Below are 24,149 nucleotides of genomic sequence, written 5' to 3' on the forward strand. Positions count from 1 at the left end.
CCGCGCAGCGTCGCCCCGTGTTCAAGCGCCCGCTGCGCGTGGGACGCCCCCGGATGGCGGCGCCCTGGCAGAAAGTGGCACCGCCGCCGCGGCGGCGCAGCCACTAGCCCGGTGTACGGTCGGAAGGGTGGTTCACCCCGTCGTTGACCGGCACGTCGCCCAGCGCGTACGGGTTGATCCCGTCCAGGCAGCCGAGGTTGTAGCCGTACTCGTCCGGCGAGGAGCGGCGCTGGTGGTGGGTGTAGATGCCGCAGATGCTGCAGAACCAGTGCCGGGCCACGTGGGTGTTGAACTGGTACAGACGCAGCGTCTGGTCGCCCTGGATCACCTCCAGGTCGGCCAGCTTTACCGAGCCCACAATCGCCCCCTTGCGCCGGCACAGCGAACAGTCGCAGCGCCGCGGCGACAGCACGCCGTCGGGAAGATGCAGGCGCAGGACCACCGCGCCGCAGTGGCAGCGGGCCAGATGATGGCGCTGGATCGGCACGCCGCCGATGGAACGCAGACCCTGCATGCGACAGCTCCTGAGGGGTGGACCGGGGCCTGCAAGTATGCCGCCGGCCCAAACTGAACACGCAGATATGTTCCCCACCCCCCGGTTATGGCTAACTAGCGCCCCGAACCAACGACGGAACGACGCGTGAAGAAGGCAGGACGATGGGGATTGGCGCTGGTGATGCTGGTCGCAGCGCTGTGGATCACCGGCCTGCTGGCCTACCAGCTGCCCGGTCCGGGGTGGTTGCGCGGGATCGCGATCGCGGTGTGGCTGGGCTTCGCGCTGACCACGGCAGTGGCGGTCGGGCGCGCGCGCGCCGGGCGCTGGCCGGGCGCGCTGTACGTGGCCGCGCTGGTGGCCTCGGGGGTGTGGTGGCTGCTGCTCACCCCGCGCCAGGACCGGGTCTGGGCCGATGACGTGGCCCAACGGCTGAAGGTCGTTGCGTTCGACGGACAGCATGTCGTGCTGGACAACGTCCGCGACTTCACCTGGCGCAGCGAAGACGACCACGACGTGCGCTGGGTGCGGCGCAGCTATGACCTGGACCAGCTGCGCTCGGCCGACCTGGTGATGTCCTACTGGATGGGACCGATGATCGCCCACACGCTGGTGTCTTTCGGCTTCGCCGACGGTCGCTACCTGGTGTTCTCGCTGGAGATCCGCAAGGAGCGCGGTGAGTCGTTCTCGGCACTGGGCGGGTTCTTCCGCAAGTTCGAGATGACCCTGGTGGCCTCGGAGGAAACCGACATCATCCGCGTGCGCAGCAACGTGCGTGGCGAAGATGTCTACCTGTATCGGCTGCACGGCATGACGCGCGAACAGCTCAAGGGCCTGTTCGTGTCCTACCTGGGCGAGGCACGCAAGCTGGATGCCGCCCCGGCGTTCTACAACACGCTTACCAGCAACTGCACCACCATCGTGTACGAACTGGCCAAGCAGATCGCGCCGGGCCTGCCGCTGGATTACCGGCTGCTGGTGTCGGGCTATTTCGCCGAGTACGCACGCGACCTGGGCGTGCTGACGCCGGGCGTGGACTTTGCCACGTTGAAGGCGCGCGGCCGCATCACCGATCGCGCACGCGCCGCCGGCGACGATCCCGATTTTTCCCGACTGATCCGCCAGGGCATGCCCGGCGCCGAGCAAGGAAGCGTTCCATGAAACGGCTGTCCATGAGGTTCCCGCGCCGCACGCTGCCGTTGCTGGCGGTGGTGCTGTCGCTGCTGCTGTCCAGCGGCTGCGCGATGGTGACCATGAAACAGGTGGCCCCCACCGACTACCTGGCCAACAAGCGCGGCGACGTGCTCACCTCGGGCAAGCTCAGCGCCGCCTCGCAGGAGACGTTGAGCGTGATCGGGCTGGACGAGGATACGTGCGCCAAGGACGTGGCGACCTGCCAGAAGACCCTGGAAGACACCGACGTGCTGCCCGAGGAACAGCGGCTTTCCGCGCTGTCCGAGTTGTGGGTGAAGAACGCGCTGGGGTTGAGCCCCAAGCCGAAGGATCGCGACAAGCATCCGATGAGCGATGCGGCGTTGGATGCGTGGCTGGAAGCGGCGCGCTATGCCTACGCCTACCTGTTTTTCAGTGGGCGCACGCCATCGGACCGGGCCTTCGAGGATCGCCAGACCCAGGTCCGCGACTATTACAACTACGCCGCCGAGCAGACCGCCGCGGTGGTATTCAAGCGCGCCCGCGAGAGCGCGCTGGAAGGGGAGGACTACAACGCACCGGTGGCCGGCGAGCGCTGGACGCTGACCTCGGACTTCGACGAGCTGCGCATGCCCAGCATTCCCACCGGCATGGTGTCGGCCTCGTCGCTGAGCTTTGCCGGCCTGCGCAGCACCTATCGCCGCGATGGCTTCGGCGCCGAACTGGTGGTGGTGATGGACCCGCCCAAGCTGATCGCCGCCGCGGACGGGCAGAAGGCCGAGATTCCCCAGTACAGTGAAATGTCGGCGATCAACGCCACCGCGCTGCTGCGCTTCAAGGGCGACACCCTCAAGCAGGTGCTGGACACCACCCAGGTGTTGTTCGATGTGTACTCACCGGAGTCCACCGAGAGCGTCAACCTGCACGGCGAGAAAGTGCCGCTGGCCGGCAACTTCACTGCGGCCTACGGCATGTGGCTGGCGCAGTCCGGCTTTGCCACGCAGTCGCTGCGCACCCTGTTCGGGCTCAGCGAAGGCATCGGCGAACCGCATATGTACCTGATGCAGCCATGGGACCCCAACCGCCGCATCATCTTCATGCTGCACGGTCTGGGCAGCAGCCCGGAGGCGTGGGTGAACGTGGCCAACGAGGTGATGGGCGACCCCGAACTGCGCAAGCACTTCCAGGTGTGGCAGGTGTATTACCCGACCAACGCGCCGATCGCATTGAACCGCTACGAGATCAACCAGGCGTTCAACAACACGCTCAAGCACTTCGATCCCAACGGCAGCACGCCGGCGTCCAAGGACATGGTGTTCATCGGCCACAGCATGGGCGGCGTGCTGGCGCGGTTGCTGGTCACCTCGTCGGGCGATGTGCTGTGGGACCAGCTGCTGGCCAACTACGACCTCAAGGGGGAACGCCTCAAGCGCGTGGAAGCCAAGCTCGGTCCGCTGCTGCACTTCACCGCCGAACCGAACGTGGAACGCGCCATTTTCATTGCCGCCCCGCACAAGGGCACCGACATCGCCGGCAACCGCGTCGGGCGTCTGATTGGGCGGTTGGTGCGCCTGCCGATCACCCTGCTGGGCAAGTTCGAGGATGTGTTCCAGACATTGCAGCAGGCCGAAACGCAGTCCGCACAGCAGACCAAACTGCAGATCCCCAACAGCATCGACAACCTCAAGGCCAGCGATCCGTTCGTCAAGGCCGCCGGCGCCCTGCCGATCGAGCCGGGCCTGAAGTACCACTCGATCATCGCCCAGCGCAAACCGGACGTGCCACTGCAGCAATCCGACGATGGCCTGGTGCCGTACTGGAGCGCGCATCTGGACGGGGCGGTATCGGAGAAGGTGATCATCTCCGGGCACAGCGTGCAGGAAACCCCGCAGGCCGTGCTCGAGATCCGCCGCATCCTGCGCGAGGACCTCAAGGACGTCGGACACTGAGGCAGCACCGTCGCGTCGGCGATCAGATCCGCCGCGCGACCAGCACGCCCAGCACCGCCAGCATCAGCATGATCACGTACGTCAGCAGGTAGCCCACCACCACGTTGCCCTGCAGGAACAGGGCGAACAGCGAGCCGGACACCGCCAGCGTGGTGGCCACGGCCAGGGCCTCGCTCAACTGCAGGGCCGAGGTGTTGGCGCCCTGCTGCGCGGGCGGTGACAACGACAGGGTCAGCACCGACAGGCTCGGGTAGATCATGCCCATGCCCAGCCCGGTGATGCTCCAGCCGGCCAGCGCGCACCACAGCGGCACCGCCGGTTGCAGGGCCAGCGCGGTGACCACGATGCCCACGCTCATCAGCAGTGCGCCGCCGGTCAGCAGTTGGCGGCGCGACCAGCCGCGGCGTTGATGACCCTGCATCCACGACCCGCTGAACCAGCCCAGCGCGCCCAGGCTCAACGCCACCCCTGCAAACAAGGGACTCAGCCCGCGTTCGCGCTGCAGCAGCAACGGCAGGAACGCCTCGCAGCCGAAGAAGGCCGACGCGGCGATGCCACGCAGTGCGATCACGCTGGGCAGGCCACGACGCAGCCGCAGCGTGCCGGCCGGCAGCAGCTTCCAACTGCACAACGCCAGCAACGCGATCGCTGGCAGCAGCATCGACACCGCTGCCCAGCCGCGCTGCTGGCCGCCGACGTACAGCAGCAGCGCGCCGACCGAGGCACCGATCGCCCAGCGCACCACCGTGCGGTTGCCCTTTGCCGCCCCGGCCGGGGCGAGGTTGCGCAGGGCAGGGCGCAGCAGCAGGGCGGCGGGAATGGCCAGCAGCGGCACGATCAGGAACACCCAGCGCCAGCCCAGGTGCTGCACGATCAGCCCGCTGATGCCGGGGCCGATCAGCGAGGGCACCACCCAGCCGGCTGAAAACGCGGCGAACACGCGCGGCCGCATCGGCTCGGGGAAGGTCCGCCCGACCAGCACATACAGCGCCACCGAGATCGCCCCTGCGCCCAGCCCCTGCAGCAACCTTCCCAGCACCAGCACCGGCATGTGCTGGGCCAGCCCGGCCACCAGCAGGCCGGCGATGAAGCAGGCCAGGCCCAGCCACAACGGTCGCGCCGGCCCTTGCTGATCGCTCCAGCGCCCGGCCAGGGTCATGCCGATCACGCTGGTGGCCAGGGTGCCGCCGAACGCCAGGGCATACAGCGGCAGTCCGTCCAGCGCCTGGGCAACGGTTGGCATCGCCGCGGCCACTGCCAGCGCCTCGAAACCGTGCAGCGACACCAGCGCGACCATGCCGATGGTGGTGGCGCGATAGGCCGGCGACAGAATCGAGGGGATCGGGGTCTCCACCGCCGGGAGGGCGACGGGTGGGGGTGCGGCATCAACGGACATGCGGATTCCAGACATCGGGGGAAGGACCGGACTTGCAGTGCATCCCGGCGGCGCGCAGGATGCCACCTGAACCAAGGTTGAGGTCAAGCAGTGATCGCGCAGGAACTGAGTGTAGGGGACGTGGCCAAACGGAGCGGCGTGGCCGTCTCGGCGTTGCATTTCTATGAGCGCAAAGGGCTTATCCGCAGCCTGCGCACGGCCGGCAACCAGCGCCGTTTCGCGCGCGACGTGTTGCGCCGGCTGGCGGTGATTCGCGTCGCCCAGCGCGTTGGCATGCCGTTGGAGGCGGTGGCGACCGCGTTTGCGGCGCTGCCGGAGAACAAGACCCCGACCAAGGCCGAGTGGGCCCGGATGTCGGCGCTGTGGCGCAGCGAACTGGACCAGCGCATCGCGCAACTGCTGCTGCTGCGCGACCAGCTCACCGATTGCATCGGCTGCGGCTGCCTGTCGTTGAAGCGCTGTCGCCTGACCAATCCCGAGGACGCACTGGGCGATCAGGGCGACGGCCCCCGCCGCTGGGAGTAGTGCCGGCCGCTGGCCGGCTCTCGTAGTGCCCTCCGTCGTCAGGAGCCGGCCAGCGGCCGGCACTACCGGTCCCGGTATGGCAGGGCATCGAGGTACCCGGCATGTGGGAGGTAGTGCCGGCCGCTGGCCGGCACCGCCCTCACCACACGGTGAACACCTGCCCGCTCTGCACGCCTTCCACGCTGCGCTGGTAGGCCAGCGACGCGCGATGGGCGGTCACCGGTTCGAAGCCGGGGAAGTAGGCGCCGTAATCGTCCATTGATTCGACCAGCACGTTCGGGCTGACCACGTTGATGCGCAGCCCACGCGGCAGCAGTTCGCAGGCCGCGCCGCGCACGAAACCCTCCAGCGCCGCATTGACCGAGGTGGCATTGGCGCCGTCGCGGATCGGCTGCGCGCTGACGATGCCACTGGTGAGGGTGATTGAACCGCCCGGGTTCAGATGGTGCTGGGCGACCAGGCTCAGCCGGACCTGGCCGAGCAGCTTGTCCTGCAGGCCCAGGTTGAACTGCGTCGGGCTCATCCCGGCCAGCGGGCCGAAATGCAGGCGTCCGGTGGTGGCGATCACCGCATCGACGTTCCCTACCTGCTGGAACAGCGCCTGCACGCTGGCATCGTCGGTCAGGTCGACCTGCGCATCGCCGCCGTGACGGCCGGCGCGGATCAGCTGGTGATGATGGCCGAGCGTGGCGGCTACGGCCTGGCCAAGGGTGCCGCTGGCGCCAACGAGAAGGATCTTCATGAGAGGGGCTTCCGAAAGGTGTGCAGGCAGTCTGCGCCTGGATCGCCGGTTAGGTAACGGGCGTATGCTTTGTAGATTGCAAACCCGTGGTTACCAATGGATACCTTGCGCTGCATGCAGGCCTTTGTCGCCGTGGTCGAACACGGCAGCTTCACTGCCGCCGCCGCGCACATGGCGGTGTCCTCGGTGATGGTCGGCAAGTACATCCAGCAGCTGGAAGCCCACCTCGGCGTGCGCCTGCTGCAGCGGAACACCCGCCGCCAAAGCCTCACCGATGCCGGCCGCAACTATCTGGCCGGCTGCCGCACCGTGCTGGAACAGGTGCAGCAGGCCGAGGCCAGCGTCGAAGGGCTGCAGGCGCAGCCGCAGGGCGTGCTGCGGATCAGCGCACCGGTCACCTGGGGCAGCTGCGTGCTGGCCCCGCTGGTGGCGCAGTACCTGGCCGCCTATCCGCAGGTGACCGTGGAGCTGGACTTGAGCAACCGGCGCGTGGACCTGATCGACGAACAGTTCGATGCGGTGGTGCGCATGGGCCAGATCGGCTCGGCCGAATGGGTGGCGCGACCGTTACCGCCGTATGCCATGCAGATCTGCGCGGCGCCGTCCTACCTGCAGCGCAAGGGCATTCCGCAGCACCCGGCGGACCTGCGCGATCATGATTGCCTGACCCACCTGGCCTGGCGTGGTGGCCATGGTTGGCGCCTGCGCGGGCATCCCGAGCAGGACTGGTCGGCGCAGTCGCGCCTGCTCTGCAACGACGGCGACGGCCTGCGCCGCGCCGCCCTGGCCGGTGCGGGATTGATCCTGCAACCGGCAGTGTTGCTTGCCGAGGACATCGCCGCCGGGCGCCTGCAACCGGTGCTGGCCGACTACCTGCCCGAGCCGCGCCCGCTGCATCTGGTGTACCTGCCTGATCGCCGGCCAAGACCGAAGCTGTCCAGCTTCGTGGATTTCCTGCTGGCCAACGTCCCGCCACGGTAGAGCCACGCCATGCGTGGCTGCGCTTCGTTCCGGCACCGCGCCAGCCACCCATGGGGTGGCTCTACCCCGGTCCGGGGGCGGCCAGGTAGAGCCACGCCAAGCGTGGCTGCTTTTCGTTCCGGCACCGCGCCAGCCACCCATGGGGTGGCTCTACCCCGGTCAGGGGCCTCCAGGTAGAGCCACGCCATGCGTGGCTGCTTTTCGTTCCGGCACCGCGCCAGCCACCCATGGGGTGGCTCTACCGGTGGCTCAGTCGTTCGCCGCCGACAACGCTTGCCCGCGCCGGGTGGCGGCGTCGATCGCGCGTGCCACGATCGCTTCGAAGTCATCGCCCTGGAAGCTCTCGATCGCCGCCTGGGTGGTGCCGTTGGGCGAGGTCACGCGGCGGCGCAGTTCGGTGGGGGCCTCGCCGGATTCGTCCAGCATGCGGCTGGCGCCGAGCAGGGTCTGCACCACCAGCGTGCGCGCCGCATCGGCCGGCAGTCCCTGGGCCACGGCGGCCGCTTCCATCGCTTCGGCAAGCAGGAACACATAGGCCGGGCCGCTGCCGGACACCGCGGTCACCGCGTCCATGCGCGCCTCATCGTCGATCCACACCGTGCGCCCCGCGCTGGCCAGCACCATGTCGGCCTGCGCGCGCTGGGCGACGCTGACGCCGGCGGTGGCGTACAGGCCGGTCACCCCGGCGCCGAGCAGGGCCGGCGTGTTGGGCATCGCCCGCACCACTGCCGAGTTGCCGCCCAGCCAGCGTTCCAGCTGCGCGCTGGTGATGCCTGCGGCAATCGACAGCACCAGCGGCTGCTTCGCACGCGCCAGGTCCGACAGCGCGGCGCACACATCGCGCAGCACCTGCGGTTTCACCGCCAGCACCCACACCGTGCCTTGGGCGGCGGCCTCCGTGGCGCTGGCGTAAGTCTTCACGCCGAAGTCGGCGGTGAGCTGTTCGCGAAGCCCGGTGACGGGCTCGGCGACATGGATCTGCGCCGGCGCCACGCCTTGTCGGATCAGCCCGGCGATCAGGCTGCGGGCCATGTTGCCGCCGCCGATGAAAGTAAGCGGGGAAGCGCTCATGCGATCTCCTTGGGAATGGGGTTGATGAAGCATCAGGCCGCGCGCGGGCGCGTGCCGAACAGGGCGGTGCCGATCCGCACCATGGTCGCGCCATGGGCGATCGCGTCGGGATAATCCCCACTCATGCCCATCGACAGCGTATCCACCTGCGGATACGTCGCCGACAGCGACCGGAACAGGTCGCGCATGCGCTCGAAGGCCTGCTGGCGGCGTGCGGCATCGGGCCACGGCGCGGGGATGGCCATGAGCCCACGCAACCGCAGCTGTGGCGCGGCGCTGATCGCTGCCGCCAACGCCGGCACCGCCTCGGGATCGCAGCCGTGCTTGCTGTCCTCATCGTCGATGTTGACCTGGATCAGCACGTTCAGCGGGGTGAGGGCGGCGGGTCGATGCGTAGCCAGTGCCGTCACCAGTTTGGGCCGGTCCACGCTCTGCACCCAGTCGAAGTGCCGGGCGGCCAGCTCGGCCTTGTTCGACTGCAGGTGGCCGATCAGGTGCCATTCCAGGCCCGCTGCGGCCAGCGCCTCGATTTTGCCCAGCGCTTCCTGCACGTAGTTCTCGCCGAACGCGCGCTGGCCCTGGGCGGCCAATGCCGCCACCGCCTCGGCCGGTTGGGTCTTGGACACGGCCAGCAGGGCAGGGTCTGGCCGTCCGGCGGCGGCGGCTGCGTTGTGCAGGTTCAGCAAAATCGTCGGCAGGGGCAGCGCGGACACGGGCGTTTTCCGGTAGATCAGGAACGCTATACTGCCGCCCGGGGAAAGAACCTTCCAGTCGCAGCAGTCATGGGGAGTAGCAGCGCATGGATATCGCCGAACTGTTGGCGTTTTCCGTAAAGAACAAAGCGTCGGATCTTCATCTGTCGGCAGGCCTGCCGCCGATGATCCGCGTCGACGGCGATGTCCGTCGCATCAATATTCCGGCATTGGACCACAAGCAGGTACACGCGCTGGTCTACGACATCATGTCGGACAAGCAGCGTCGCGATTACGAGGAATTCCTCGAGGTCGACTTCTCGTTCGAGATTCCGTCGCTGGCACGTTTCCGCGTCAACGCCTTCAACCAGAATCGTGGCGCCGGTGCGGTATTCCGCACCATTCCGTCCGAAGTGCTGACGCTGGAAGACCTGAACACGCCGCCGATTTTCCGCGAGCTGATCGACCAGCCGCAGGGCCTGATCCTGGTCACCGGCCCGACCGGTTCGGGCAAGTCGACCACGCTGGCGGCGATGATCGACTACATCAACAAGAACGAATACGGCCACATCCTCACCGTCGAGGATCCGATCGAATTCGTGCACACCTCGCAGAAGTGCCTGATCAACCAGCGCGAAGTGCATCGCGACACGCACGGCTTCAACGAAGCGCTGCGCTCGGCCCTGCGTGAAGATCCCGACATCATCCTGGTCGGCGAATTGCGCGATCTGGAAACCATCCGCCTGGCGTTGACCGCCGCGGAAACCGGCCACCTGGTGTTCGGCACGCTGCACACCAGTTCGGCGGCCAAGACCATCGACCGCATCATCGACGTGTTCCCCGCCGGCGAAAAGCCGATGGTGCGCTCGATGCTGTCCGAGTCGCTGCGCGCGGTGATCTCCCAGGCCCTGTTGAAGAAGGTCGGTGGCGGGCGTACCGCCGCGTGGGAAATCATGGTGGGCACCCCGGCCATCCGCAACCTCATCCGCGAGGACAAGGTGGCGCAGATGTACTCCGCGATCCAGACCGGCCAGCAGATGGGCATGATGACCCTGGACCAGCACCTGCAGGACCTGGTCAAGCGCAGCCTGATCACCCGCAACCAGGCGCGCGAGTACGCCAAGGACAAGCGGATTTTCGAATAGTGGTAGTGCCGGCCGCTGGCCGGCTCCTGGAAACCTTCGGAGTACACCGCGATGAGCACCACCACCATCGACTTCACCTCGTTCCTCAAACTGATGGCGCACCAGAAGGCGTCGGACCTGTTCATCACCGCGGGCATGCCGCCGGCGATCAAGGTCAACGGCAAGATCTCGCCGATCACCCAGACCCCGCTGACGCCGCAGCAGAGCCGCGACATGGTGCTCAACGTGATGACGCCGGCGCAGCGCGAAGAGTTCGAAAAGACCCACGAATGCAACTTCGCCATCGGCCTGTCCGGTGTCGGTCGCTTCCGTGTGAGCTGCTTCTACCAGCGCAATCAGGTCGGCATGGTGCTGCGCCGGATCGAAACGCGCATCCCTACGGTTGAAGAGCTGAACCTGCCGCCGATCATCAAGACGCTGGCGATGACCAAGCGCGGCATCATCCTGTTCGTGGGCGCTACCGGTACCGGTAAATCCACCTCGCTGGCGGCAATGATCGGCTACCGCAACCACAACTCGACCGGGCACATCATCACCATCGAGGACCCGATCGAATTCGTGCACAAGCACGAAGGCTGCATCATCACCCAGCGTGAAGTGGGCATCGATACCGACAGCTGGGAAGCGGCGCTGAAGAACACCCTGCGCCAGGCACCGGACGTGATCATGATCGGCGAAGTGCGTACCCGCGAGGGCATGGACCACGCCATCGCGTTTGCCGAAACCGGTCACCTGGTGCTGTGCACGCTGCACGCCAACAACGCCAACCAGGCGATGGACCGCATCATCAACTTCTTCCCCGAAGACCGCCGCAACCAGCTGTTGATGGATCTGTCGCTGAACCTCAAGGGCGTGGTCGCCCAGCAGCTGGTGCCCTCGCCGGATGGCAAGTCGCGCAAGGTCGCGATGGAGATCATGCTCGGCACGCCGCTGGTGCAGGACTACATTCGCGATGGCGAAATCCACAAGCTCAAGGAAGTGATGAAGGAGTCGGTGCAGCTGGGCATGCGTACCTTCGACCAGAGCCTGTTCGAGCTGTACCAGGCCGGCGAGATCAGCTACGAGGACGCCCTGCGTTACGCCGACTCGCAGAACGAAGTGCGCCTGCGCATCAAGCTGTCCCAGGGCGGGGATGCGCGCACGTTGTCGCAGGGCCTGGACGGGGTGGAGATCTCCGAAATGCGCTGAGGCCTCGGCCGCGTTCCCACGGCCAGCGGCAGGCGCGCGATCCTGCCCGTGGCCGACGCATGCCCACCCGCTGGCGGACGTAATTCTTCGCTGGCATAGTCGCGCCGCCCCCCGATCGGGGGCGCGGTACCGGCGGCCGCCGGCCCACAACCTGCCAGGCAAGACTGCATATGGACATGCACAACCCCTACAGCCCGCCGCGCCAGACGTTACCCTCGGCTGGTCAGCCGATGTCGGCGCCCCTGCCGCCGGACCAGCGTGCGGGGCTGCTGCAGGCGACCGACAAGCCCATGTACTTCGCTCCCGGCACGTTCAAGCTTGCCGCGATGTCGTTGGCGACGTTCGGCCTGTACACGATGTACTGGTTCTGGCGTAACTGGCAGGCCATCCAGCGCGAAAGCGGCCAAGACCTGTGGCCGTGGGCACGTGCAGTGTTCTGCCCGCTCTGGTGCTTCTCCTGCTTTGCCCAGCTCGCCGATCTGGTGCGCGGCCGCCGCCGCGAACTGGCCTTTCCAGTGGCGCTGCTGGGCATTGTGTTCCTGGTCCTCAACCTGGTCGGCCGGCTGGACAACGCCGCCTCCCTGCTGGCGTTCCTGAGCTTCGTTCCGTTGTTGCCGGTCAACGCGCTACTGCGCCAGTACCATCGCGACGAGCGCATCGACAGCACGCGACTGGACCGCCTGACGATCTGGCACGTCCTGATCCTCCTGGCAGGCGGCATGTTGTTGTTGATGCTCCTGGCGGTGATCATCCTGGGCGAAGTAAGCATCAACCTGCCGCAAGGCACGCTGACTTGGATTGATGATCTGGGTTCATGACCGACTGCACCTGGACGCCTTCAATCCCGCTCCGGGAGGTCTGTATGGTGGCAGGCCATCCACCGCGCGCCTGACGGCCGCAGGAGAACTCCCATGCAATCACGAGAACTGGGCAACAGCGGCCTGCGCGTTTCAGCGCTCGGCCTGGGCTGCATGGGCCTGAGCTTCGGCTACGGCCCGGCCACCGAAACCCGCGCGGCCACCGCGCTGCTGCACGCGGCGGTCGAACAGGGCGTCACCTTCTTCGATACCGCCGAGGTCTATGGCCCGTTCCGCAACGAGGAACTGCTTGGCCAGGCGCTGGCGCCGTACCGCGACCAGCTGGTGATCGCCACCAAGTTCGGGTTCAAGGACGGGCATGCCGATGCCGGCCTGGACAGTCGTCCCGAGCGTATCCGCGCGGTGGCCGAGGCCAGCCTGTCGCGGTTGAAGACCGACCGCATCGATCTGTTCTACCAGCACCGGGTCGATCCCAATGTACCGATGGAAGACGTCGCCGGCACGGTCCGGGATCTGATCGCCGAGGGCAAGGTGAAGCACTTCGGTTTGTCCGAAGCCGGCGTGGACAGCATCCGTCGCGCGCATGCGGTGCAGCCGGTGGCCGCACTCCAGAGCGAGTACTCGTTGTGGTGGCGCGAACCCGAGCAGAGCGTGCTGCCGGTGTTGGAGGAACTCGGGATCGGCTTCGTCCCGTTCAGTCCGCTCGGCAAGGGTTTCTTGACTGGCGCGATCAACGTCGATACGCAGTTCGCCGCCGATGACTTCCGCAACAGCGTGCCGCGTTTTGCCGCTGATGCGCGCCAGGCCAACCAGGTCCTGGTCGACCGCATCAGTGCCATTGCCACGGCCAAGGGCGCCACGCCCGCACAGGTCGCCCTGGCCTGGCTGCTGTCGCGCAAGCCGTGGATCGTGCCGATTCCCGGCACTACCCAACTGCATCGCCTGGCGGAAAACCTGGGCGCGGTATCGCTGCAGCTCGATGCCGCCGACCTGCAGCAGATTGGCGATGCGCTGGACAGCATCGCCATCGTCGGTGACCGCTACAACGCCGCGCGACAGAAGCTGGTCGCACGCTGAGCTGGCATCCGTCTGCCCGGACGCAGGACCAATGGTCGTGCGTTACCGGTGCGCGGCGTAGCGACCGTCGGTCATCACGCCACGCACCGGACATCCCGGTAGGTACCGACCATGGGTCGGCACGCCTCCTCAGCCCCGGATGAACGCCAACAGGTCCGCATTGATCACGTCCGCGTGCGTCGTGCACATGCCATGCGGGTAGCCCTTGTAGACCTTCAACGTGCCGTGTTTCAGCAGCGTGATCGACAGCTCGGCCGAGTCGGCGATCGGCACGATCTGATCGTCGTCGCCGTGCAGCACCAGCACCGGCACGTCGATCTTCTTCAGGTCCTCGGTGAAGTCGGTTTCTGAAAACGCCTGGATGCAGTCGTAGTGCGCGTTGATCGCGCCCGCCATGCCCTGCCGCCACCAGTTGTCGACCACGCCCTGCTGCACCGGCGCACCCTCGCGATTGAAGCCGTAGAAGGGAATGGGCACCTCGCGGTAGAAATTGGCGCGGCCGGCGAGCAGTTGCGCGCGGAAGCCGTCGAACACGTCCTTGGGCGTGCCGCCGGGATTGGCCGCGCTCTTGATCATGATCGGCGGCACCGCACCGACCAGCACCGCCTTGGCCACGCGGCCGGGTTTGGCCTGGGCCACGTAATGGGCCACCTCGCCACCGCCGGTGGAGTGGCCGATATGGACCGCATCGCGCAGGTCCAGGTGGTCGACCAGCGCGTTGACGTCGGCCACGTAGGTGTCCATGTCATGGCCCCCGCTGGTCTGCGAGGAACGGCCGTGGCCGCGCCGGTCATGGGCGATCACCCGATAGCCCTGCAACAGGAAGAACTGCAGTTGGGTATCCCAGTCGTCGGCGCTGAGCGGCCAGCCATGGTGGAACACGATGGGCTGGCCGTGGCCCCAGTCTTTGTAAAAAATCTCGGTCTTGTCGGGCGTGGTGACAAAAGGCATGACGCGGACTCCGGGGGAGGGAAGGGCGGGGCGGGAAGTGCCTTGGCATGCTGCGCAGCAGCGCGTTCAGCCGGCATGAAAGACCGATGTCGATTTCCCCCGCCCTGGTGCGTCGTAGGAGCAGAACCGTCCATTCCGGCGCGGTCGCACCCCCCCAGCGAGGCAACGTCATGCGCGATACCCCCAAGGTCAATGGCCCGGCGTCGTATTTCCCGTCCATCGAGAAGACCTACGGCCAGCCGGTCGGGCACTGGCTGGCGCTGCTGGTAGCCCAGGGCGGGGGCAGGCACATGGAACTGGTGGCCTTCCTCAAGACCGAGCACGGGCTCGGCCATGGGCATGCCAATGCGCTGGTGGCGCACCATCTCAAGAGCGGCTGACCCCGCAGAGGGGCGGCTGAATCGCGTTCACCTGCAACTGTCACGCCGATCGTGTCTAATACCGCTCCCCACGTTCACCCCCCACCCCCATGTCCCTTGATTCCCATGGCCCCGCGCCGTGCGACGACGCTGACGGCCATCTGGTCACCGCCGGCCCGCTGACCCCGCCGCCGGACAGTGCCGGTACCGTCGCCGACGAAACAGCGCTGCGCCATTCGGTGGCCGAGGACGTGCAGGGCATGGTCCTGGCCACGCTGGTGGCCTCGCTGGGGCTGGCCATCTTCGCCAAGGGTGGGCTGATGATCGGCGGCATGGCCGGGCTGGCGTTCCTGGCCCACTACGCCTTCGGCTGGAATTTCGGCCTGGTGTTCGTGCTGGTCAATCTGCCGTTCTACTGGGTGGCCGTGCGCCGGATGGGCTGGGAGTTCACCCTGAAGACCTTTGCCGCGGTCACCGCCTGCGGCGTGCTCACCGACCTGCTGCCGCGCTGGGCCGACTTTGCCCACATCGCCCCGCTGTACTCGGCGCTGGTGGGCGGCGCGCTGGCCGGGCTGGGCATCCTGTTCTACATCCGCCACCGCGCCAGCCTCGGCGGCATCGGCATCCTCGCGGTGTACCTGCAGCGCACCCGTGGCTGGAGCGCAGGCAAGGTGCAGATGTCCTTCGACACGCTGCTGATGTGCGTGGCTTTCTTCGTGCTGTCCCCGTCCCAGGTGATGTACTCGGCCATCGGCGCGGTGGTGCTCAGCCTGGTGCTGATGTTCAACCACCGGCCGGGCCGGTACATGGGCGTCTAACCGGTAGGTGCCGACCGCTGTCGGTGCGCGATCCCCGCCACGGTCAACACCAACGGTAGCCGTCTACCGACCGGCCGACGCGGGCCGCGGGTCGGCACGCAGTTTCTGCAGCCGCGCGTACACCGGGCAGTCCGGGCTGTGCGCGCCGGGCAGGTAGCCCAGGCTCATCAGGAACTCGCCGGTGATCTCACCGCCGGTGAAGCGGAAGGTCTTCTTGAACAGCTTCACCCACCCCGCCTTGTCCTGCGGGTGGTGCGCGTCCAGCCACGCCGCGAAGCTGCCATGGCTGGCCCGCAACTGCTGGATCACCTGCGCGTTGTGGACTGCTGCATGCACCTTGAGCCGGTTGCGGATGATCCGCGCATCGCCCAGCAGGCGCTCGATGTCGCGTTCGCCATACGCGGCCACCGTGTCCACGTGGAAGCCGTCGTAGGCTGCGCGGAAGCCCTCGCGCTTCTTCAGGATGGTCTCCCAGCTGAGCCCTGCCTGGTTGATTTCCAGCAGCAGGCGCTCGAACAGCTCGCGCTCCTCGCGTTGCGGGAAGCCGTACTCGTGGTCGTGGTAGTGGCCGTGGACGGGATGGCCGGGGGCGATGAGGCAGTAGCCGGACACGTGCAGCTCCTTGGAATAGCGGGTCAACCGCGCAGGCCGGGGCACGCGCAGGCCTGCATTATGTCAGCGCGAAAGCGCACATCGCGGCCAGCGGCTAGAATGGCCCCCATGTCCGAGCTTTCCACCTCCCTCGCCCATCACCTGCTGGTCGCGCTGCCGTCGCTGACCGATCCCACCTTCGCGCGCAGTGTCGCGCTGATCTGCCAGCACGACGACAACGGTGCGATGGGGGTGCTGGTCAACCAGCCTTCCGAGTACACGCTGGGCGAAGTGCTGGCGCAGATGGATATCGACACCGACGACAGCGCCCTGCGCGGGCAGGTCGTACTCAATGGCGGCCCGGTGCATCCCGAGCGCGGCTTCGTGCTGCATGACGATGCACGCGGCTGGGATTCCAGCCTGGCCGTGGGACAGGGCGTGTTCCTGACCACCTCGCGCGACATCCTCGAAGCGATGGCGCGCGGCGAAGGGCCACGCAATGCGCTGGTCACCCTCGGCTGCGCCGGCTGGAGCGAAGGCCAGCTGGAAAGCGAGCTGTCCGAGAACAGCTGGTTGACTGTGCCGGCCGATACCGATCTCCTGTTCAGCACGCCGCTGGACCAGCGCTGGCAAGGCGCGGCGTCGCGGATCGGCGTGGACCTGTTCCGCCTTACCGATTACAGCGGCCATGTCTGAACCGACCGCGCCAGCGGCGTCTGCCGGCACGCCACCGGGCATCCGTCGCGACGGCACGGTGCTCGGCTTCGATGTCGGCTCACGCCGGATCGGTGTCGCGATCGGCAGTTCGTTCGGCACCCATGCGCGGGCGATCGCGGTGATCGACGTGCACGGCAACGGACCGGACTGGGCCGCGGTCGAACGCCTGATCAAGGAATGGCGGCCTGATGGTCTGGTGGTCGGCGATCCGCTGACCCTGGACGGCCAGGACCAGCCCAACCGCAAGCGCGCGCAGGGCTTTGCCCGCCAGCTGCGGGAACGTTTCAAGCTGCCGGTGGTGCTGGTCGACGAGCGCTCCAGCTCGGTCGAGGCGGCCCGCCGGTTCGCGGTCGAGCGCGCCGAAGGCCGCAAGCGTCGCCGCGACGCCGCCACCCTGGATGCGGTGGCCGCCGCGGTGATCATCGAACGCTGGCTGTCCAGCCCCGACGACGCCACCCCCGTTTCCTGAGCCCCAGACCCTGCCCATGACCGCCTCGCAACTCGATTCCGATGGACGCCTGCGCCACCTGCTGACCCTGGAAGGTCTGCCCCGTCAAACCCTGTTGCAGCTGCTCGACCGCGCCGGTCAGATCCGCGATGCGGCGGTTGGCCGGGTGGGCAACAAGCGCCATGTGCTGGGCGGGTCGGCGGTGTGCACGCTGTTCTTCGAACCCTCCACGCGCACCCGCAGCTCGTTCCAGCTGGCCGCGCAGCGGCTGGGTGCGGACGTGCTCAACTTCGATGCGTCCACCTCGTCCACGCGCAAGGGCGAAACCGCCTGCGACACGCTGAAGAACCTGGAAGCGATGGGCGTGCGTGGCTTCGTCGTGCGCCACCCCGACGATGGCGCCGTGGCCGAACTGGCGTCCGCCGCCGGCGAAGGCACCGCGCTGATCAATGCCGGCGACGGCCGCAGCGCGCACCCTACCCAGGGCCTGCTGGACATGCTCACCCTGCGCCAGGCCAAGGGCAGCGATTTCTCGAAGATGAAGGTGCTGATCGTCGGCGACGTGAAGCATTCGCGCGTGGCCCGCACCGACCTGCATGCGCTGCGCACGCTGGGCGTGGGCGAAATCCGCGTCTGCGGCCCGCAGTCACTGCTGCCCGACGATGACACCCTCAAGGGCTGCATCGTTGGCCAGGACTTCGACGCCCTGCTCGAAGGCGCCGATGCGTTGATGATGCTGCGTCTGCAGCGCGAGCGCATGGAAGAAGGCCTGGTGCCCTCGATCGAGCAGTACCACGCACAGTACGGCCTGGATGCCGCGCGCCTCAAGCGCGCCGGCACCGATGCGGCCGTGCTGCACCCCGGCCCGATCAACCGCGGCGTGGAAGTCACCGACGAAGTGGCCGATGGCCCGCAATCGTGGGTGCTGCGCCAGGTGGCCAACGGCGTCGCCGTCCGCATGGCGGTGCTGGAAACCCTGCTGGGCTGACCAGCCTGGCGGTGCCGGCCGCTGGCCGGCTCCACAGCAAACCGGGTAGTGCCGGCCGCTGGCCGGCTCCGCATGAACCTCACCCTCGTGATGAGCCGGCCAGCGGCCGGCACTACCGGTCATGGGGCCAGATGCTCCATGTGTATGGATAGTTCCCGATCTGTTCGGACAAGCCTGCGCGAACCGGATTGCCGAGGATGTACATGGCATGCCGATGCAGGGAATCTTCAGAGCGCACCGCGTGATCGTGATACCCCGCCTGCCACACCGCGCCGCCACGGCCGCGCATGCGGTTGAGTGCCAACGCACTCGATGATTTGAAGCGGCGTGCTACATCGCTCAGTGGTTTTGCGTCCAACTCCAACAGCCAATGCACATGGTCCGGCATCACCACCCAGGCCAACGACCGCGCATAGCCGCGCTGATCGATCTCCTGCAGGTGGGTGATGGCAATGGCTGCTGCGCGGGGGTCTGCGAACCAGCGGCGGCGGTTGTCGCAGACCATCGTCAAGACGTAGCTCTGGCCGGGAAGCGAACAGCGGCCTGCGCGTAGTCGGGAGGAGCTCATGACGCATCTTCAGCGATCCCACAGCTTCACGATGCCGGTCGAATACCAAGGCACGTGTGGGGAAGAGCCCCGGTAGTGCCGGCCGCTGGCCGGCTCTGCATGAATCCAACGGCATGGGGAGCCGGCCAGCGGCCGGCACTACCTGGGGATTGTGGGTTTATCGGGAGCCGGCCAGCGGCCGGCACTACCCGGGGATTGTGGGTTTATCGGGAGCCGGCCAGCGGCCGGCACTACCCGGCGCGATCAGCGGCGCTGCGCGAACAGCCACGCCCACATCGCCGCATCGGCATAGGTGGCATCCCAGGCATTGTGGTTGCCGTCCGGATACTCGGTGTAGCGCACATCGTCGGCGCCCGCCTCGGCGAATGCGGCCTTCAATCGGCGGTCGTCCTCCGGCGGCACCACGTCATCCAGCGCGCCATGGAACATCCAGATCGGCACGTGTTTGAGGCGCTTGGCGATGGCCGCGTACGGATCGGCTTCATGGGCCACGTCCTCCACGAACAGGGTGGGGCGCACCGCGCGCGGGGCCAGCACGGCGCCGCAGACCGGCACGATGGCGGCAAAACGCTGCGGATTGTCCAAGGCGATGTTCCAGCTGCCGTAGCCGCCCATCGACATGCCGGTCAGGTACTGGCGCTGCGGGTCGGCACCGAACTCGGCAAGGGCGGCATCCAGGGCCGCCAATGCCATCCGGTTGTTGGCCCCCGACCATTCTTCGCCAGCGGGTGCCTGCGGCAACACGACCAGGGCAGGGAAGCGGTCAGCGTGCCGGTGCAGGTATGGGCCGAGGCCGGCCTTGGTCTGGCGCCGGCCGTCGCGGCCACGCTCGCCGGAGCCGTGCAGGAACAGCACCACCGGCAAGGGGCCGGCATCGGCCGCCGCCGCACGCGGCACGAACACCTGGTAGTGCGCCGTGCGCCCCTCGACCTTGACCGCGCGCGCGACGAAGTGGCCGCGTGCTGTCTCCGGGACGCTCGCGCAACCGCTCATGACCATCATCGCCACCGCACACAGCAGCCACCCACCCCAACGTCGCGCCATTGTCGTGCCCTGATTGAAATCGTTTTCAGTCTAGGCGCCCTGGCGGCGGGGGGCATCTTGCAGTGCATCAGTCCGGGCGCGGCGCGGCGGCCAGGATCTCCATCTGCTCGATCGCCTCGGGATGCCCGTCGGCGGCGGCGGCCTGCACCTGTGCCAGGCTGGGGTGGACCACCAGCAGGATCGGATTCTCGCAGTGCGGGCAGTCGAACTGCGCCTCGTCTTCGTGCAGTTCCATGGGCATCTGACGCGCGCTGCCCTGCCACTCGCAGGCAGGGCAGGTGTAGCGGGCATCGCGCCAGCCGGGTTGGAAATAGTTGTCGAGGGTCAGGGCCATGCGGGGTCCGGAATCAATGCAGCAGGATCAGGGTGGCCAGGCCGAGGAAGCTGAAGAAGCCCATGACGTCGGTGACCGCGGTGACCACCACGGTACCGGCCACGGCCGGGTCGACGTTCATGCGCTTGAGCATCAGCGGCAGCAGCACGCCGGCCAGGGCGGCCGCGCAGAAGTTGATGACCAGCGCCATGGCGATCACCAGCGACAGCAGGAAACTGTGGAACCACACATAAGCGATGATGCCCACCACCGTGCCGATCAACGTGCCGTTGATCAGCGCCACGCGCGATTCCTTCCACAGCAGGATGCGTGCATTGCTCGGGCCGACCTGGCCCAGCGCGATGCCGCGCACCATCAGGGTCAGCACCTGCACCGCTGCGTTGCCGCCGACGCCGGCCACGATCGGCATCAGCACGGCCAGGGCGACCACCTTCTGCAGGGTCAGCTCGAACTGGCCGATCACGCTGGCGGCCAGGAACGCGGTGCACAGGTTGATGCCCAGCCAGACCACGCGGCCGCGTACGGCGCGCTTGATCGGCGAGAACAGATCTTCTTCTTCGTCCAGGCCGGCGGCGCCCAGCGCCTGGTGCTCGGCCTGCGAACGGATGATGTCGACCACGTCATCGATGGTGATGCGGCCGAGCAGGATGTTGTTGTCGTCCACCACTGGCGCGGACACCCAGTCATGGTCGGAGAACTGCCGGGCCACTTCATCGGCGTTCTCGCCCACGTCGATCGCCGGTTGTTCGTCATCGATCAGCCGGTTGATCGGGGTGTTGTCCTCGTGGGTCACCAGTGCGGCCAGCGATAGCCGGCCCAGGTATTGGTGACGGCGGCTGACCACGAACAGGTGATCGGTGTGGTCGGGCAGTTCGCCGCGCAGGCGCAGGTAGCGCAGCACCACGTCCACGTTGACGTCGGCGCGCACGGTCACCACGTCCGGGTTCATCAGGCGGCCGGCGCTGTCCTCGGGATAGGACAGCACCTGCTCAAGCCGCTCGCGGTTCTCGCGGTCCATCGACTTGAGCACTTCATCAATGACCGTATCGGGCAGATCTTCGACCAGGTCGGCAAGGTCATCGATGTCCAGGTCTTCGACCGCGGCGATGATTTCGTCCGGGTCCATGTCGGCCAGCAGGCTTTCGCGCACTTCCTCGCCGACGTGGACCAGCACCTCGCCGTCGTCTTCCGGATCGACCAGGCCCCACACCACCTCGCGCTTGCCCGGCGGCAGCGATTCGAGCAGGTTGCCGATCTCGGCCGGCGCCAGCGTGTTGACCAGCCGGCGCACCGGACCCAGTCGCCCGCTGTCCAGTGCATCGGACAACAGCCGCAGTTGGCGTGCCGTCTTGTCGTGGCGTACGGCTTCGGCCATGGGCAGCTCCTGCGGAAAAGAAAAGGCCGCTATCCGGAACAGGATGCGGCATGTGCGGTGGTCACCGCGTCATTATCGCGTGCTTGTGTGTCAATCGGGTAGGTGCGCAGGCGGCGATGCGCGTGTGGACGCACGCACTCGGCGACGGTGGTGCCGGCCGCCGGCCGGCACCACCGGTCATGCCGTGGCCAGGCCCGCCTTCTCGATCCAGCGTTCAATCCCGCGTCGGTCGCGTGCCTGCAGCAGCTTCGGTGCCATCGCCTGCAACACCGACAGGTCGCTGTCGCGGATCGCGCGGCGCACTTCCAGCAGCGTGCCCGGGTGCAGGCTGAACTCGGTCAAGCCCAGCGCCAGCAGCAGCGGCGTCATCAGCGGGTCGCCGGCGATCTCCCCGCACACCGCCACCGGGATGTCGTAGGCCTGGCCGGTGCGCAGGATATGCGCCAGCAGCCGCACCACCGCCGGATGCAGCGGCGAGTACAGCTCACCGACCGCTTCGTTGTTGCGGTCGGCGGCCAGCAGGTACTGCACCAGGTCGTTGGTGCCGATGGACAGGAAGTCGACCAGGTCGATGAAGCTCTCCAGCGCGATCGCCGCGGCGGGCACTTCGATCATCGCGCCGAACGGGATGTGTTCGGCCACCTCGTAGCCTTCGGTGCGCAGCAGCGCGGCCTGCTTGTGCAGGCGCCGGCGCACCGCCAGGATTTCCTCGCGGGTGCTCACCATGGGGATCAGGATGCGCAGCTTGCCGTAGGCCGACGCGCGCAGGATCGCGCGCAGCTGGGTGTCGGCGACCTTGGGCCGCGCCAACGACAGGCGCACGCCGCGCAGGCCCAGCGCCGGGTTCTCTTCGTTGCTCAGGGTCAGCCCGGTGCGGTCGGCCTTGTCCGCGCCCAGGTCCAGGGTGCGGATGGTGACCGGCCGCCCGCTCATGCCAAGCGCGGCATCGCGGTAGGTTTCGAACTGCTCCTGCTCGTCGGGCAGTTCGTTGCGCTGCAGGAACAGGAATTCGGTGCGGTACAGGCCCAGTCCGTGCGCGCCCAGCGCATGCGCCTGGGTGACGTCCTCGCTGGATTCGGCATTGGCCAGCAGGGCGATGTCGACGTTGTCGCGGGTGCGGGTCGGCTTGGTCCGCAGCCGGCCCAGTTCGCGCTGCTCGCGCGCATGCTCACGCAGTCGCAGGCGGTAGTCGCGCAGGTCGGGCGCCTGCGGGTTGATGGTGACGGTACCGTCGCTGCCATCGATGATCAGCACGTCGCCGTCGGCGACCTTCTGCAGCACGTTGGGTACGTTGACGATCAGGGGCAGGTGCAGGCTGCGCGCCAGGATCGCACTGTGCGAGAGCGCGCTGCCGCCGGCGGTGACGATGCCGACCACGCCGTGGGCCTGCAGCTGGGCCAGCTCGGAGGGGGCGATGTTGTCGCAGACCAGGATTTCCCCGGCCATCCCTTTGACGTCCGGCGGGCGCTTCTGCAGGAAGGCGTGGATGCGCCCGATCACATGGTCCAGGTCGTCCATGCGGCTCTTCAGGTAGGCATCGTCCATGCCATCGAAGACCTTGGCCAGGCGGTCGCGCTGCACGCGCAGCGCATAGCCGGCGCTGTAGGGACCGCTGCGGATCAGCTCGTCCAGGCCAAACAGCAGCTCGGGGTCATCCAGCAGCAGCGCGTGCAGGTCGAGGAATTCGCCGACTTCCTGATTGAGCGCGCCATGCAGGCGTTGGCGCAGGTCGTGCATTTCGCCGCGGGCCGCTTCCACGGCCACGTGCAGACGCTCCAGCTCAGCCTCGATCTTGCCCGGCGGAATCCGCTGTTCGGCCACTTCCAGCGCATGCGGCAGGCGCACCCGGGCGCGGCCCAGGGCGTTGCCGCGCGAGGCACCGTGGCCGGACAACAGCATCGCCCCGGACGCGGTCCGGGCCGGTGCGGAGGATCCCGGTCGCGGCTGCCCCCCCATGCTCAGCTGTCCTCGTCGAAACGCCGTTCGAACAGTCCCACCACCGCCTCCATCGCGGCGGCTTCATCCTCGCCGTCGATGCGCACGGTGACCGGGGTGCCCTGGCCGGCGGCCAGCAGCATCACGCCCATGATGCTCTTGGCGTTGATCTCGCGGCCCTTGGCGGCCATGGTCACATTGCAGCGGAAAGGCGCCAGCTCCTGCACCAGCTTTGCAGTGGCGCGGGCGTGCAGGCCCAGGCGGTTGGATACGGTGAGTTCACGTTCAAGCATCGTCGACAATCGCTCCATTGCGAGTGCCTGCCGCGGCTGTGGCAGGCAGTTGATCCAGTCCCTGTTCCGGATAATTCATCACCCGCAACAACATCGGCAGGCTAAGCGCCGAAACCCGGCGAACCGGGGTGCCCAGACGAGCCAGTTGCCCGGCCAGATTGCTGGGGCTGGCGCCGTACAGGTCGGTCAGGATCAGCACGCCCTGGCCGCTGTCCACCCGGCGCAAAGCGGCCGAGGCGAGCGGTAACAGGACGTCCAGGTCTGCGTCGAACGGCACTTCGAAAGCGTCGGTCTTCAGCGGCAGGTGCCGCAGCAGCCGGGTCGCCACCTCCAGCAGGGAGGTGCCAACGCCAGGATGAGTTACGAGGAGAATGCCACAGGTCATCTTCGAACGTTAACAGGTCAACATGAATTGGGGGTAGGGGGTGGGCCGCATGTGGCGTATCCCGGGTCGAGGCCGTGGGCACGCCGACCCTTGAAAAAGCGCATCCGGGCGCGG

General features: G+C 67.4%; 27 protein-coding genes. 13 read left to right on the top strand and 14 right to left on the bottom strand.

Translation table 11 applies throughout. The features are described 5' to 3' along the window. Positions 1–103 precede the first annotated feature (103 nt). Positions 104–514: a GFA family protein gene (locus tag NR101_RS12815; protein WP_256775690.1), complete on the bottom strand. Its 411-nt coding sequence runs from the start codon at positions 512–514 to the stop codon at positions 104–106. Positions 515–676: 162 nt separating this feature from the next. Here NR101_RS12815 and NR101_RS12820 point away from each other — a divergent pair, with 162 nt between their 5' ends. Together NR101_RS12820 and NR101_RS12825 are read left to right on the top strand one after the other, a co-directional pair. Beyond that, positions 677–1,654 (top strand): DUF4105 domain-containing protein, encoded by a 978-nt coding sequence (locus tag NR101_RS12820; protein ID WP_256775755.1) that lies wholly within the window; start codon positions 677–679, stop codon positions 1,652–1,654. Next, positions 1,651–3,594 (top strand): alpha/beta fold hydrolase, encoded by a 1,944-nt coding sequence (locus NR101_RS12825; protein WP_256775691.1) that lies wholly within the window; start codon positions 1,651–1,653, stop codon positions 3,592–3,594. The genes NR101_RS12820 and NR101_RS12825 overlap by 4 nt, the downstream gene beginning before the upstream one ends. Before the next feature lie 22 nt (positions 3,595–3,616). On the opposite strand, the gene NR101_RS12830 is transcribed toward NR101_RS12825, so the two are convergent. Next, the gene (locus tag NR101_RS12830; RefSeq protein WP_256775692.1) at positions 3,617–4,990 is read right to left on the bottom strand and encodes an MFS transporter; all 1,374 of its coding nucleotides are present in this window, start codon (positions 4,988–4,990) and stop codon (positions 3,617–3,619) included. Positions 4,991–5,080: 90 nt separating this feature from the next. Here NR101_RS12830 and soxR point away from each other — a divergent pair, with 90 nt between their 5' ends. Beyond that, positions 5,081–5,515, top strand: a complete 435-nt coding sequence (soxR, locus tag NR101_RS12835; protein WP_256775693.1) for a redox-sensitive transcriptional activator SoxR — start codon at positions 5,081–5,083, stop codon at positions 5,513–5,515. Positions 5,516–5,654: 139 nt separating this feature from the next. Here soxR and NR101_RS12840 read toward each other — a convergent pair whose 3' ends face one another. Beyond that, the gene (locus tag NR101_RS12840) at positions 5,655–6,257 is read right to left on the bottom strand and encodes a short chain dehydrogenase (protein ID WP_256775694.1); all 603 of its coding nucleotides are present in this window, start codon (positions 6,255–6,257) and stop codon (positions 5,655–5,657) included. Between the two features lie 96 nt (positions 6,258–6,353). Between NR101_RS12840 and NR101_RS12845 the strand changes: the two genes are divergently transcribed. After that, positions 6,354–7,238: a LysR substrate-binding domain-containing protein gene (locus NR101_RS12845; RefSeq protein ID WP_256775695.1), complete on the top strand. Its 885-nt coding sequence runs from the start codon at positions 6,354–6,356 to the stop codon at positions 7,236–7,238. Between the two features lie 249 nt (positions 7,239–7,487). Here NR101_RS12845 and proC read toward each other — a convergent pair whose 3' ends face one another. Together proC and NR101_RS12855 are read right to left on the bottom strand one after the other, a co-directional pair. Continuing rightward, the gene (gene proC / locus NR101_RS12850) at positions 7,488–8,309 is read right to left on the bottom strand and encodes a pyrroline-5-carboxylate reductase (RefSeq protein WP_256775696.1); all 822 of its coding nucleotides are present in this window, start codon (positions 8,307–8,309) and stop codon (positions 7,488–7,490) included. A 32-nt stretch (positions 8,310–8,341) separates the two neighbouring features. Beyond that, entirely contained in the window at positions 8,342–9,022 is a 681-nt protein-coding gene (locus tag NR101_RS12855; protein ID WP_256775697.1) for a YggS family pyridoxal phosphate-dependent enzyme, read from the bottom strand. Between the two features lie 86 nt (positions 9,023–9,108). Here NR101_RS12855 and NR101_RS12860 point away from each other — a divergent pair, with 86 nt between their 5' ends. The 4 genes from NR101_RS12860 (at position 9,109) to NR101_RS12875 (ending at position 13,229) form a co-directional block, all read left to right on the top strand. Beyond that, positions 9,109–10,146 (top strand): type IV pilus twitching motility protein PilT, encoded by a 1,038-nt coding sequence (locus NR101_RS12860; RefSeq protein ID WP_256775698.1) that lies wholly within the window; start codon positions 9,109–9,111, stop codon positions 10,144–10,146. A 51-nt stretch (positions 10,147–10,197) separates the two neighbouring features. Then, positions 10,198–11,334, top strand: a complete 1,137-nt coding sequence (locus NR101_RS12865) for a PilT/PilU family type 4a pilus ATPase (RefSeq protein WP_256775699.1) — start codon at positions 10,198–10,200, stop codon at positions 11,332–11,334. Positions 11,335–11,564: 230 nt separating this feature from the next. Then, positions 11,565–12,152 (top strand): hypothetical protein, encoded by a 588-nt coding sequence (locus NR101_RS12870; RefSeq protein ID WP_256775700.1) that lies wholly within the window; start codon positions 11,565–11,567, stop codon positions 12,150–12,152. A 93-nt stretch (positions 12,153–12,245) separates the two neighbouring features. Then, positions 12,246–13,229 carry an aldo/keto reductase gene (locus NR101_RS12875; RefSeq protein WP_256775701.1) on the top strand — a complete coding sequence of 328 codons (984 nt, stop codon included), beginning with the start codon at positions 12,246–12,248 and terminating at the stop codon, positions 13,227–13,229. Positions 13,230–13,358: 129 nt separating this feature from the next. Here the strand turns inward: NR101_RS12875 and NR101_RS12880 are convergent, their stop codons facing one another. Further along, a complete protein-coding gene (locus NR101_RS12880; RefSeq protein ID WP_256775702.1) occupies positions 13,359–14,180 on the bottom strand; it encodes an alpha/beta hydrolase in 822 nt (273 codons plus the stop codon). A gap of 170 nt (positions 14,181–14,350) precedes the next feature. On the opposite strand from NR101_RS12880, the gene NR101_RS12885 reads away from it, so the two are divergent. After that, on the top strand, positions 14,351–14,560 hold the full coding sequence (locus NR101_RS12885; RefSeq protein ID WP_256775703.1) for a DUF4287 domain-containing protein: 210 nt from the start codon (positions 14,351–14,353) through the stop codon (positions 14,558–14,560). Between the two features lie 89 nt (positions 14,561–14,649). After that, positions 14,650–15,357 carry a YitT family protein gene (locus NR101_RS12890; protein ID WP_256775704.1) on the top strand — a complete coding sequence of 236 codons (708 nt, stop codon included), beginning with the start codon at positions 14,650–14,652 and terminating at the stop codon, positions 15,355–15,357. A 63-nt stretch (positions 15,358–15,420) separates the two neighbouring features. On the opposite strand, the gene NR101_RS12895 is transcribed toward NR101_RS12890, so the two are convergent. Continuing rightward, positions 15,421–15,969: a DNA-3-methyladenine glycosylase I gene (locus tag NR101_RS12895; protein WP_256775756.1), complete on the bottom strand. Its 549-nt coding sequence runs from the start codon at positions 15,967–15,969 to the stop codon at positions 15,421–15,423. A gap of 108 nt (positions 15,970–16,077) precedes the next feature. On the opposite strand from NR101_RS12895, the gene NR101_RS12900 reads away from it, so the two are divergent. From NR101_RS12900 to NR101_RS12910, 3 genes are read left to right on the top strand one after another with little or no spacing between them, the layout of a single operon-like run. Next, positions 16,078–16,644 carry a YqgE/AlgH family protein gene (locus NR101_RS12900; RefSeq protein WP_256775705.1) on the top strand — a complete coding sequence of 189 codons (567 nt, stop codon included), beginning with the start codon at positions 16,078–16,080 and terminating at the stop codon, positions 16,642–16,644. Further along, positions 16,637–17,134, top strand: a complete 498-nt coding sequence (gene ruvX, locus NR101_RS12905; protein ID WP_256775706.1) for a Holliday junction resolvase RuvX — start codon at positions 16,637–16,639, stop codon at positions 17,132–17,134. Before NR101_RS12900 ends, ruvX begins: the two co-directional genes overlap by 8 nt. A 16-nt stretch (positions 17,135–17,150) precedes the next feature. Then, positions 17,151–18,101, top strand: a complete 951-nt coding sequence (locus NR101_RS12910) for an aspartate carbamoyltransferase catalytic subunit (RefSeq protein ID WP_256775707.1) — start codon at positions 17,151–17,153, stop codon at positions 18,099–18,101. Positions 18,102–18,213: 112 nt separating this feature from the next. Here NR101_RS12910 and NR101_RS12915 read toward each other — a convergent pair whose 3' ends face one another. The 7 genes from NR101_RS12915 to NR101_RS12945 form a co-directional block, all read right to left on the bottom strand. Continuing rightward, positions 18,214–18,669, bottom strand: coding sequence for a transposase (locus tag NR101_RS12915; RefSeq protein ID WP_256775708.1), 456 nt, complete (start codon positions 18,667–18,669; stop codon positions 18,214–18,216). A 243-nt stretch (positions 18,670–18,912) separates the two neighbouring features. Continuing rightward, positions 18,913–19,713 carry a prolyl oligopeptidase family serine peptidase gene (locus NR101_RS12920; RefSeq protein WP_256775709.1) on the bottom strand — a complete coding sequence of 267 codons (801 nt, stop codon included), beginning with the start codon at positions 19,711–19,713 and terminating at the stop codon, positions 18,913–18,915. Between the two features lie 67 nt (positions 19,714–19,780). Beyond that, complete coding sequence (locus tag NR101_RS12925; RefSeq protein ID WP_256775710.1) at positions 19,781–20,047, bottom strand: hypothetical protein; 267 nt, start codon at positions 20,045–20,047, stop codon at positions 19,781–19,783. A gap of 13 nt (positions 20,048–20,060) precedes the next feature. Further along, positions 20,061–21,422 carry a magnesium transporter gene (mgtE, locus tag NR101_RS12930; protein ID WP_256775711.1) on the bottom strand — a complete coding sequence of 454 codons (1,362 nt, stop codon included), beginning with the start codon at positions 21,420–21,422 and terminating at the stop codon, positions 20,061–20,063. Positions 21,423–21,599: 177 nt separating this feature from the next. After that, the gene (ptsP, locus tag NR101_RS12935; protein ID WP_256775712.1) at positions 21,600–23,321 is read right to left on the bottom strand and encodes a phosphoenolpyruvate--protein phosphotransferase; all 1,722 of its coding nucleotides are present in this window, start codon (positions 23,319–23,321) and stop codon (positions 21,600–21,602) included. A 59-nt stretch (positions 23,322–23,380) separates the two neighbouring features. Further along, positions 23,381–23,650: an HPr family phosphocarrier protein gene (locus tag NR101_RS12940; RefSeq protein WP_256775713.1), complete on the bottom strand. Its 270-nt coding sequence runs from the start codon at positions 23,648–23,650 to the stop codon at positions 23,381–23,383. After that, positions 23,643–24,035, bottom strand: a complete 393-nt coding sequence (locus NR101_RS12945; RefSeq protein WP_256775714.1) for a PTS fructose IIA subunit family protein — start codon at positions 24,033–24,035, stop codon at positions 23,643–23,645. Before NR101_RS12945 ends, NR101_RS12940 begins: the two co-directional genes overlap by 8 nt. Between the last annotated feature and the right edge of the window lie 114 nt (positions 24,036–24,149).

The sequence above is a fragment of the Stenotrophomonas sp. Ste86 genome, from assembly GCF_024519465.1.
Lineage (GTDB): Bacteria > Pseudomonadota > Gammaproteobacteria > Xanthomonadales > Xanthomonadaceae > Stenotrophomonas.

Bases quoted from the DNA above. Each gene is read 5' to 3' on its own strand.
- NR101_RS12815 (WP_256775690.1), bottom strand. From the start codon at position 514: ATGCAGGGTCTGCGTTCCATCGGCGGCGTGCCGATCCAGCGCCATCAT.
- NR101_RS12820 (WP_256775755.1), top strand. From the start codon at position 677: ATGCTGGTCGCAGCGCTGTGGATCACCGGCCTGCTGGCCTACCAGCTG.
- NR101_RS12825 (WP_256775691.1), top strand. From the start codon at position 1,651: ATGAAACGGCTGTCCATGAGGTTCCCGCGCCGCACGCTGCCGTTGCTG.
- NR101_RS12830 (WP_256775692.1), bottom strand. From the start codon at position 4,990: ATGTCCGTTGATGCCGCACCCCCACCCGTCGCCCTCCCGGCGGTGGAG.
- NR101_RS12840 (WP_256775694.1), bottom strand. From the start codon at position 6,257: ATGAAGATCCTTCTCGTTGGCGCCAGCGGCACCCTTGGCCAGGCCGTA.
- NR101_RS12845 (WP_256775695.1), top strand. From the start codon at position 6,354: ATGGATACCTTGCGCTGCATGCAGGCCTTTGTCGCCGTGGTCGAACAC.
- proC (WP_256775696.1), bottom strand. From the start codon at position 8,309: ATGAGCGCTTCCCCGCTTACTTTCATCGGCGGCGGCAACATGGCCCGC.
- NR101_RS12860 (WP_256775698.1), top strand. From the start codon at position 9,109: ATGGATATCGCCGAACTGTTGGCGTTTTCCGTAAAGAACAAAGCGTCG.
- NR101_RS12865 (WP_256775699.1), top strand. From the start codon at position 10,198: ATGAGCACCACCACCATCGACTTCACCTCGTTCCTCAAACTGATGGCG.
- NR101_RS12870 (WP_256775700.1), top strand. From the start codon at position 11,565: ATGTCGGCGCCCCTGCCGCCGGACCAGCGTGCGGGGCTGCTGCAGGCG.
- NR101_RS12875 (WP_256775701.1), top strand. From the start codon at position 12,246: ATGCAATCACGAGAACTGGGCAACAGCGGCCTGCGCGTTTCAGCGCTC.
- NR101_RS12880 (WP_256775702.1), bottom strand. From the start codon at position 14,180: ATGCCTTTTGTCACCACGCCCGACAAGACCGAGATTTTTTACAAAGAC.
- NR101_RS12885 (WP_256775703.1), top strand. From the start codon at position 14,351: ATGCGCGATACCCCCAAGGTCAATGGCCCGGCGTCGTATTTCCCGTCC.
- NR101_RS12890 (WP_256775704.1), top strand. From the start codon at position 14,650: ATGTCCCTTGATTCCCATGGCCCCGCGCCGTGCGACGACGCTGACGGC.
- NR101_RS12900 (WP_256775705.1), top strand. From the start codon at position 16,078: ATGTCCGAGCTTTCCACCTCCCTCGCCCATCACCTGCTGGTCGCGCTG.
- ruvX (WP_256775706.1), top strand. From the start codon at position 16,637: ATGTCTGAACCGACCGCGCCAGCGGCGTCTGCCGGCACGCCACCGGGC.
- NR101_RS12910 (WP_256775707.1), top strand. From the start codon at position 17,151: ATGACCGCCTCGCAACTCGATTCCGATGGACGCCTGCGCCACCTGCTG.
- NR101_RS12915 (WP_256775708.1), bottom strand. From the start codon at position 18,669: ATGAGCTCCTCCCGACTACGCGCAGGCCGCTGTTCGCTTCCCGGCCAG.
- NR101_RS12920 (WP_256775709.1), bottom strand. From the start codon at position 19,713: ATGGCGCGACGTTGGGGTGGGTGGCTGCTGTGTGCGGTGGCGATGATG.
- NR101_RS12925 (WP_256775710.1), bottom strand. From the start codon at position 20,047: ATGGCCCTGACCCTCGACAACTATTTCCAACCCGGCTGGCGCGATGCC.
- mgtE (WP_256775711.1), bottom strand. From the start codon at position 21,422: ATGGCCGAAGCCGTACGCCACGACAAGACGGCACGCCAACTGCGGCTG.
- ptsP (WP_256775712.1), bottom strand. From the start codon at position 23,321: ATGCTGTTGTCCGGCCACGGTGCCTCGCGCGGCAACGCCCTGGGCCGC.
- NR101_RS12940 (WP_256775713.1), bottom strand. From the start codon at position 23,650: ATGCTTGAACGTGAACTCACCGTATCCAACCGCCTGGGCCTGCACGCC.
- NR101_RS12945 (WP_256775714.1), bottom strand. From the start codon at position 24,035: ATGACCTGTGGCATTCTCCTCGTAACTCATCCTGGCGTTGGCACCTCC.